Here is an 8,521-nt window from a genome sequence, read left to right as displayed (position 1 = left end):
GCGGGTGTTTTCTTCTGGTGCGGGCGCTGATTTTCTTTGCGGCTTCGGACCCCTTATGAATAAGCCTCAATAAAATCTAACTAAACAATATAAAACAGAACAAAACAATATTGTTTTGTTCTGTTTTGTTTTATATAGAAACTATTTCTCTGCCCTCTTGCTCCCCTCGCGTGCTGTAACCAATCTTCTAGAGCAAGGTGACGTATGTGGGATCCCCTGAATTTCTATACCTTTAGCTGATACTGCCAAGGTAGATATATAAAGAAGATTGAACAGAACAATATTGTTCTGTTCAATATTGTTATTGCTACTGGATAAAGTGTCAGGATCCTAGTTCTTGAGGATTCTTCGGTATGCGATTTTCCTCCACCTGTAAAAGAACCAGGGGGGGCGCTATGTATCAACATATGAACTCTGCCTTCATGCGCACCCCTATCGTTCAACGTTTGTGTGTAACGGAAAATTTGGTGTAATCAACGCTCCATTGGCGGTAGCTTAAGGGGAGGATAGGAAAAACAGAACACAATAGAACAGAACAATATTGTTTTATACTGTTCTGTTGGTGGCTGGTGAGGCAGAAAATCCTTCGGACTATTGACCCAGTGTACGGATACACATTCCCTACTCTCCAATGAAGAATCCCTAACCCTGGATTTCCATGATGAATAAACCCCTCGCTATGCCCGCGAGATTGGACACTGCTGTATAACTGATGAGCAAGTAACTGGGCGGTTCCGCGGCGGGGTGGAGTAGGACCTGTCGGGTGTAATCTCACCTGAAGTATCAACAGTTTCCCTCAAAGAATGTATCGCAGAAACAAAACAGAACAATATTGTTCTGTTTTATGCAATATAGATTTGTTCTGAATTTCTCCAGAGCCTTAAGGGGTGTCAGCAGGCAATTTGAAAAGAAACACCGCTTCCATTTAATGGCTAACTCCAAGGAGCTGGGATGGGCAATAACTTGCAGTGGTCGCACAGATTGAACTTCAGAACTGCTTTGGTGAGGGAGTTAAGATGGGAGGACGCTCAGTAAGGGGTTCATTACATCTTTTAGGTAGTGGGTTGCTTGCTTAAATAGGAATATCTTCGAGTGTTTTTTGATAGGTTATATGATTACCTAGAGGTTCTTTTGTGCCATCGGGCGGGTTATATAAAAAGTTTCGCTAAGCTTAATCATTCTTGGCGGTGACTAGTTCTTATCAATCTCCTGAATAATTCCGTTAAACCATATAATAGCTTCCGCTAAACTCTGTGATATTGGGATACCCTCGCTTGCTTCCGAATACAGTGATTCCCAATCCTGGCCAGACCGCAAAACAGGCGGCCAACTATGGCCTTTTCTGTAATCAAAGAGACGGCGACAAGTTTTTGCCACGACACTGTAGTTAATATTTTCTTTATCCATCAGGAGTTGAAGGTCAACTAAATCACGAACGCGGTCGCTCCCAGGAGCAGATACCGCATGGATTTTCTGGGCAATTTGGTGATTGACGCGCATAACTGGCACAGGTGTTGGCGCAGGAAAACCTATTTCGACAAATAACTCAACGAGTTCTGGAGAAATCGTTTCCTCGGGTCTATCGGCGTCATCAATTTCATTGTGCCCAAGCTCAAAATCGACGGTGCACCAGGATTTTCCCTCATAACTCAGCTTTACTTCGAAAGGGCGCATAACATATCCATGCGGAACATCTGCTGGCTTAGGGGGTGTTCTTTCCACAAGTCTTCCGGTGAACCCCTGCCATCCAGCGTTCAATGATGTCTCAAAATCATCCTGAAACTTCTCAAGCGAGCTATGACGGGCGACGTCGAGATCGCGAGTGTAACGCGTACTTCGTCCATATCTTACCGCCATGGCGCTACCGCCTTTAATTGCACCCTCGGGGAGCATCTGTCCAACAACAACAAGAGCCATTGTGGTTCGTCGATGTGATTCTTCTTCTCCTGCGTGGTTAGCTGCATTGCGAATTCTCGCTTCCAGTGACCTTAGATTGGTTGGTTTTTCCTTCATCGGCTGAGTTCCTTTTCCAATTTTTTCCATTCTGCTGACATTATTAAACCTTGGCTCCGCGCTTCTTGAGCGGCCTGTTTTAGTCTTGAAGGCTCTACTTCTTTGCGGCATTCCAGAATGGCGTCTGCAACTGGTTGAGCGGGTATTCCCTCGTACATTGTTATCTTATCTTTGCCTTCCACTTTAGTTAGCTGGATAGAGCGAGGTAAGGGGGAACGTGTAGGGCGCGGGGATGCAACCTTGATGTGGCGGGGATTAATTGAAGCTAAGTTATGCATAGCTAAGACGCTTTCTCTGTGGAGGTAAGCGTCTTTGCCGGATCGTAAGACGGCTTCTGCTAGGTACCCTAGTGGTGTTTCGGGTACGCTGGTGTCCCGATAAAGGCCATAGCCTATATTCTCAAGTTCTCCCTTTCTTCGTCTCGCCAATTTAGCAAGTTCACCTGCTGGGACACCCACCGCAATCGCTTCTCTAGTGGTTACATATCCATAGTTGTCAAGTGCGATTTCGCGTAAGATTTCGCGATAACTTTGTTGTTCCATGACCTTGCTTTCTTTATATCTGTCATTAACAGAATACACTTTTATTTCTAGTACGCTTCAGAAGAAGACTGATAATGGTATCATTTTGTTAAGAACAGAATACACTTTAGAGGATACTATGATTACTACAAGACCCCAGCTTGCTCGGCAGATGAAGGTTCGCTCAAACGGGATTAGTCGAATGATTGCGGAGGGTACACTTCCGGAGCCCGCTGGTGAAACAGGTGTCACTCCATATTGGAAGGATGCGACTCTTGATGCTTGGTTTAGGCATCTACAACCCCACCAGTCGGCTTATGCTCCTGCAAAAGGAATTGGTACCTGGGAGTTCAAGCGATTTAATGCTTATATTTGTCCTGTCGTCCAAGGCACCTCAGACACTGCAGGCTGGATAAGTTCCCGACGCCCTAGTTATCTGGCTTTAAGCTTAGACGGGTACGCTCGTGTTCAGGTGTTTAAGGTTCTTTGGGCTGAAACCCAGCAGGGTGTTAGGGGAGAGAAAATAATACGTAGAAAAGGGGATAGGAACATGCATCAGGCACCCTGGGAAGATGTCTATATAAGCAGAGAAGACACGAAATCACCGCTCATCTATTTTCAGCTTGATGATAGCCCATTGGGTGAAGTCAAAGTTGAAAAGGCTTTTAGGCGAGGAGGGACGGTATCTACCTCCGATTTATTAGAAGCTGTTGAGATTGGATATGCAACAGGTTTTAAGAATGGCAAAGTTCTGCCATAAGTTTCTCCTTTCTGCCAATATGTACTGGGGTTAGGTCTGTGGTGCTCCTGAAAATGAATACACAAAACAATGAAATGGACTCAGTACATATCAGTGGAAAGAGAAAAGAAATGGTTATAGGCGGTTTCTTGAATACGTAAAGGGGAGTTGAGTGGTTGGAGTTATTCGAATAATGTTCCGACCACTCTTGCTGAGGAGTTTTCTAACCGCGACCGCGCGTGATCATACCGTCTAGTGGTTCGGGGGTCTTTATGCCCAAGAGAATCCTGTAGATGATGAAGCGCCACACCCATCTCTAGGGCTAAGGTGGCGTGAGTGTGGCGCAGGACGTGGGCGGATACTGTTTTTCTGATGCTAGCGGTCAGGGCTAGTTTTCTCAGGAGTCCGTCGACGTTGCTTCGCTGCCAGGGTTTTCCGGTACGCGTGATAAAGACCAGGGAAGAGACCCCAATACTCTGTTTTTCTACTTCTGATCCTGTGGTTTCGGTCAACTCTCGTAAATTCCGCAGGGTGTGCTCGGGCAGGTAGACCGCTGCTTTTTTACCACCTTTGCGGGTGATGAGAAGCCGGCCTTCCGATATATCCGACACCCGAATACTTAACGCTTCGCTGATGCGCAGCCCCGTACTTAGTAGTAAGTCCACGAGGGTTTGTGCTCTTAAAGAGTGCTCGGTGGCAGCATCGAGGAGTCGGAGTGCTTCGCGTTGGGTGAGGGCTTGGGTTGCGGTGAAGTCGGGGTCGATGGTGGGTCTGCGGATGTATTCGGCTGGGGATTTCTCAATGACTTCATCGAGTAGCAAAAATCGATAGAAGGCTGAGCTTGCTGCGAGGCGTCGGGCAACGGAAGCGTTCTAGTCGGTGTATTGTTCGTGGACCCGAGAGAAAACATCGAGGTGGGTTCGTCGTACTTGCAGTAAATCAACGCCTGCTTCGTCTAAAAAGGTGCAGAAGATTTTCAGATCATTGAGATAAGCTTGCTGAGTATTTTCCGAAGTGTAGGACAGAGGCGATGAGACCGCGGTGCTTGACGAAATTTGGCTCAGTTGAGCCAGATTGAATCAACTCTGATTGTTCACTGGTGATTTCAACAAGCTCACTGGGCATTAGCTAGACACATCCTCGATAAACGACTGTTTTGAGACCCGCATCATCAGAAAACCAGCGCGGAGTTCTCCCAACCCATTTTATGGTACATAACTTACATTATGTACCATAATAGTTAGATGCAGAATCAGACCATTTGTCTACGCAGGGCAGATTTATATTCAGATTGCATTAGAGACTTTTCATTGGCTTATACAGGCAGAATGCCACCACCCCAAATATTCAAAATCAGATTCAGGGGCAATAGCTATCGGTGGATATTCATCGTTCTCTGGTAGTACTCATCCCTGACCTCCGGTATCAACGTCCAATCGCTTGACGGGAAATTCACCGTCTATGCAGTCGAAGACTACGTTCCCGGAGATAGGTTTGCTGGAGCGATCAACAACGATTTCATCGTTATCGTAGATACACGCCTTTTACATAGAATCTCCAAAGACTCCTAAGAAGAAAATATTGGCGGAGTCTTTAACCAAGACGGCGTTGAGGCCTACTTTGGTCTGTTGATAGCCCTGAGTAGGGGGCGGAAATTGGGGAAAGTATGCTCGTAGTATCTCAGTTATCTCTGACAAGAGAAGCCATATTTCTTATACAGCTCATCATCTAATCCATGATGTACGGGATTCTCTTTTGGATACGTTCGAGCACATCCTCCACCTGAAAGAGCTCTAGTTCAGTCATACCTTCAAAAAGCTGTTAATCTACCACTATCATCCCCGCGCGCAACTTCTCTTGGAGTCGATAGCCAGTCGGTGTTAGGGCGTATATTTTGTTCCTGCTTACTTCTGCGGGCGTTGTGATTGCCACGAGTTCTTTTTGCAGGAGTTCATTTACTATCGAGCCGACATGAGTTCGTCGGACACCGATTTCAGTGGCTAGTTCTGTTTGAGTCCGACCTTGTTGCGCAAGAGTTACCAATACCGCGTATTCGGCATTCTTTAGATTCGATTTGGTGAGGATAGTTCGTCGGTGACTCTCTAGCCTGCGTCCTACGGTGCTGATAAGCGCGGAGGTATGGCTGTGGCGTTCTTCGAGATTCAAGGGTCTTTATCCTCAGTCGGTCGGCTGTGCTGCGAGAAGTTGCTTGTCATACTACCGTTGAAGAAATATATAGTCTTTTACCGGTTCAAAAACATTAGCTGTGTTGCTTTTTGAGACAATCAGTTTTGATACCGGGTTTTGATAAAAGTCTGAACCCAAAAATCGAGCTTACCCCTACCTGGGGTCAAGGTGTATCAAAAACGACCGTTTGAATTACAATTCTCTACTTTTAGCGATTTATGGCGCAATTAGATTGAGAATGTTAGTCAATTGACAGGAGTAACTCATGGGTGAACTATTCACCAATTTCAAATACAAGTTCTTTGGAGATCGTCGAGGAAAAACAGTTGCAATCCGGAAGGCGGGTTTCGATAACGAAGCCGACGCGGTTCGGTGGATCAATAGCATTGTTTCCGAGCCACTGTCTGAAATCGGAGAGCCGGCATTAATTAAGCAGATTCGCGATAGGCGTCCTGACCTCACGCTCGCCACGGCGAGCTATATTGCCAAGCGCGCTAAGGTTCGAGCCGTCTGACGGGTTGATTTTCTAGTCAAGTGAGCCCCCCCCTTTAATTCTGGGCGGTTCTACACCTGTCGTCTTATAAATGACTATTAACTACATCCTCTATGAACAAGTAGGGAATCTAATCTTATGAAATCTGAGTTTGCTGAAAAACAATATGAAAACTTCTTAAACGCTGAACTATATGCCATACCCTCTGATCAAGTAGCCGAAAAAGTACTGGGATACGATGCGACTGCACTACCTCCCGCTAACGATCCTATATGGAGCTACTTAGGCTACCCTCCATCATTTTCACTAAGTGGAACAGTTCTTTACCCTCAGCATTGGACAAATTCCCCAGGAGGAAACCCGACAACTAAGCAATTGGCAATGACAAATATCCAATCAACTAGCCTAGTTTTGCAATATAAACGTAGTGAATATTTAAAAACTAAAAATAGTAGACAATATCATTTATGGAATAGACCTTACTATAGATTCGCGGTCGATGCTCATCAGCAAAAGGTGTTGGAAATACTTGAAAATAATCTTTCCAAATCTGCCCTCGTAAGATATGTTGCACCCAACTTTCATACCATTCAAGAGATAGCATTAAATCGTCAAAATAGAGCAATAGCCAAAGAAAGTGGATATGTCTCACCATCTAAATTAAAAGGACATTATTACTGGACTTTTACCACTCCAGGAAGTTGGGGTAAAGCGAATGTATTTAGGGGTGAATATGAAACCTTCGAAAAATTAGAGACTTTGATAAATAAATTGCAACGATTATCAACTGATGATCTCAAAAATACTATTATAAAAACAGCTAATGGTTTTCTGGATACCCTAAATGAACTTAACTTATATTATACAGAAAGGGATAAAAGTAAAAGCGAACAGATTGAATTTTTATTAAATCTTTTACAATCTGATGATAATTCATTGATTTCAGGAGCTGAAAATGAAGAAATCCTGAAATCATTAAGGATAATAGAATACTCAAAGATATTTCTTAATGTTGATTGGAAACTATGTCTATTCTCACTAGATTAACAAATCAGAGGACATAAATCAGACAACGTTATGGTAGATAAATAATGATTCAAAATGATTCTAAGAGATTCGAAGAAAATTCTGTCTTTGCTGAAAATAGCTATCCTAAACCTGACTGGGCTACCCTTTTAGTCGTGGTGGTAATGCTTTTAGGGTTAGGGGTGTTAATAAATATTTATCTTGGTGTTGAAAACAGAAAATTAGGTAATCTAGTATTGGTATTACTAGTTTATTGTTTGGTTGGTCTTGTGGGTATTGGAGTTAATGGGATTTCCTCAATAGTAAGATTACGAAAAAGCGTAATTCAATCCACCATCTTGGCTCTCTCTGTCGCGGCTGTTTCTTTTTGGCTTATAGATAACACTCAAATAAGTGTTTTTTTGTACATAATAACTTATCCTGCAGTTATAGTTTCTTTTTTGATTATCTTGTCCGACTTTCTCGTACCTGGAACTTTGCTCAGGTCGTCCGAAGATGAGTTAGCAAAAACTTTCGTTAACATTAGAAATCAATATTTTATTGGCTCTTTGATGATTATATTATCATTTTTTTATATATATTTTTTCCTTAAAGACTCTACCGATTCCTCAATACGATTAGGTATTATACAACCCATCATTGCCTTGGTTGGCATCAGTCCACTTGTGGCTTTTCTCAATACAGGAATCGTGTGGCAGTCAATCCAATTAAGATGTAGATATCGTCACATTATGAAAATGAATGATAATAATTATACGCCTATCATTGATAAAAAATGGAAGCCTCAGTATATATCTATGAGTGATATTGAATATTTAGAAAATATTGGAATATTATGTACCACTTGCTTATTGACTACTATTTATAAAAATACAGATGGGGAAATCAGCACCCTAAATGATACAATTTTAAAAAATACTAAAGTAAATAAAATAATCAACTGTGCTATTATAAAGAGAATTTATCTATAAAGGAGTTGCATCATGTCTTGGAGTAAATCAATCACAGATGGAAGATTATCTTACGAGATTTGGGGGAAACTTTTCGAAATTTTGACAGAAGACCAACAAACTCAAGTCCGAAATAATGGAGGTAATATTCACAAGTTGAATATCCCTTACCGCCCAATCTCAACTGAATGGGTCAATGATAACAAGAATTCTCGTATTGCTGTCTTTTTTATCGGTAGCTATGAAAACACATCGCATAGCGCTCATTACGTTTTTTACTTCACCAACCAGGGCGGATATATTAACTTGCATCCCAAGGCTACTGCTGATAATCCTCATCAGGGGTTCACTCTAAAAGAGAGTAGTAACTTTGAATCTGTTAAAGAGGTTGTAGAGGCTCATAATTCAAAGAAAAATCAACTAATCTCTGAAGTCCAAAAATTAATTGACTCTTCTGCCTCCTTGGAACTATCGCTTTAACATGAGGATTGGTTACGCTCGAATTTCCACCAATGGGCAAAATGAGGCTTATTCATAAGGGGTCCGAAGCCGCAAAGAAAATCAGCGCCCGCACCAGAAGAAAACACCCGCA

The 8,521-nt window shown here is 42.8% G+C and carries 10 protein-coding genes; 5 read left to right on the top strand and 5 right to left on the bottom strand.

Annotation, left to right across the window (positions count from 1 at the left end):
* Window positions 1-1,191: 1,191 nt before the first annotated feature.
* Window positions 1,192-2,043: a nucleotidyl transferase AbiEii/AbiGii toxin family protein gene (locus tag ACFR81_RS01400; RefSeq protein ID WP_343876471.1), complete on the bottom strand. Its 852-nt coding sequence runs from the start codon at window positions 2,041-2,043 to the stop codon at window positions 1,192-1,194.
* Window positions 2,010-2,594 (bottom strand): type IV toxin-antitoxin system AbiEi family antitoxin domain-containing protein, encoded by a 585-nt coding sequence (locus ACFR81_RS01395; RefSeq protein WP_343876470.1) that lies wholly within the window; start codon window positions 2,592-2,594, stop codon window positions 2,010-2,012. The genes ACFR81_RS01400 and ACFR81_RS01395 overlap by 34 nt, the downstream gene beginning before the upstream one ends.
* Before the next feature lie 79 nt (window positions 2,595-2,673).
* Here ACFR81_RS01395 and ACFR81_RS01390 point away from each other — a divergent pair, with 79 nt between their 5' ends.
* Complete coding sequence (locus tag ACFR81_RS01390) at window positions 2,674-3,294, top strand: hypothetical protein (RefSeq protein ID WP_343876469.1); 621 nt, start codon at window positions 2,674-2,676, stop codon at window positions 3,292-3,294.
* A gap of 161 nt (window positions 3,295-3,455) precedes the next feature.
* Here ACFR81_RS01390 and ACFR81_RS01385 read toward each other — a convergent pair whose 3' ends face one another.
* From ACFR81_RS01385 to ACFR81_RS01375, 3 genes are all read right to left on the bottom strand, one after another.
* Window positions 3,456-4,094: a tyrosine-type recombinase/integrase gene (locus ACFR81_RS01385; protein WP_343876468.1), complete on the bottom strand. Its 639-nt coding sequence runs from the start codon at window positions 4,092-4,094 to the stop codon at window positions 3,456-3,458.
* Window positions 4,095-4,145: 51 nt separating this feature from the next.
* Window positions 4,146-4,298, bottom strand: coding sequence for a site-specific integrase (locus tag ACFR81_RS01380; RefSeq protein WP_377148601.1), 153 nt, complete (start codon window positions 4,296-4,298; stop codon window positions 4,146-4,148).
* A gap of 796 nt (window positions 4,299-5,094) precedes the next feature.
* Window positions 5,095-5,439, bottom strand: coding sequence for a MarR family winged helix-turn-helix transcriptional regulator (locus ACFR81_RS01375; RefSeq protein WP_377148600.1), 345 nt, complete (start codon window positions 5,437-5,439; stop codon window positions 5,095-5,097).
* 286 nt (window positions 5,440-5,725) lie between these two features.
* On the opposite strand from ACFR81_RS01375, the gene ACFR81_RS01370 reads away from it, so the two are divergent.
* The 4 genes from ACFR81_RS01370 to ACFR81_RS01355 all read left to right on the top strand — a co-directional run bounded on the left by ACFR81_RS01370 (window position 5,726) and on the right by ACFR81_RS01355 (window position 8,409).
* Complete coding sequence (locus ACFR81_RS01370) at window positions 5,726-5,974, top strand: hypothetical protein (RefSeq protein ID WP_343876467.1); 249 nt, start codon at window positions 5,726-5,728, stop codon at window positions 5,972-5,974.
* 117 nt (window positions 5,975-6,091) lie between these two features.
* On the top strand, window positions 6,092-7,000 hold the full coding sequence (locus ACFR81_RS01365; protein ID WP_343876466.1) for a hypothetical protein: 909 nt from the start codon (window positions 6,092-6,094) through the stop codon (window positions 6,998-7,000).
* 44 nt (window positions 7,001-7,044) lie between these two features.
* Entirely contained in the window at window positions 7,045-7,950 is a 906-nt protein-coding gene (locus ACFR81_RS01360) for a hypothetical protein (protein WP_343876465.1), read from the top strand.
* Between the two features lie 12 nt (window positions 7,951-7,962).
* Complete coding sequence (locus ACFR81_RS01355; RefSeq protein ID WP_343876463.1) at window positions 7,963-8,409, top strand: hypothetical protein; 447 nt, start codon at window positions 7,963-7,965, stop codon at window positions 8,407-8,409.
* The last annotated feature ends 112 nt before the right edge of the window (window positions 8,410-8,521 follow it).

Source organism: Rothia amarae, from assembly GCF_042677725.1.
In the GTDB taxonomy this organism is placed as follows: domain Bacteria; phylum Actinomycetota; class Actinomycetes; order Actinomycetales; family Micrococcaceae; genus Rothia; species Rothia amarae.
Note: the sequence above shows the minus strand (reverse complement) of the source record. Positions and strands in the feature narration are given on the sequence as shown.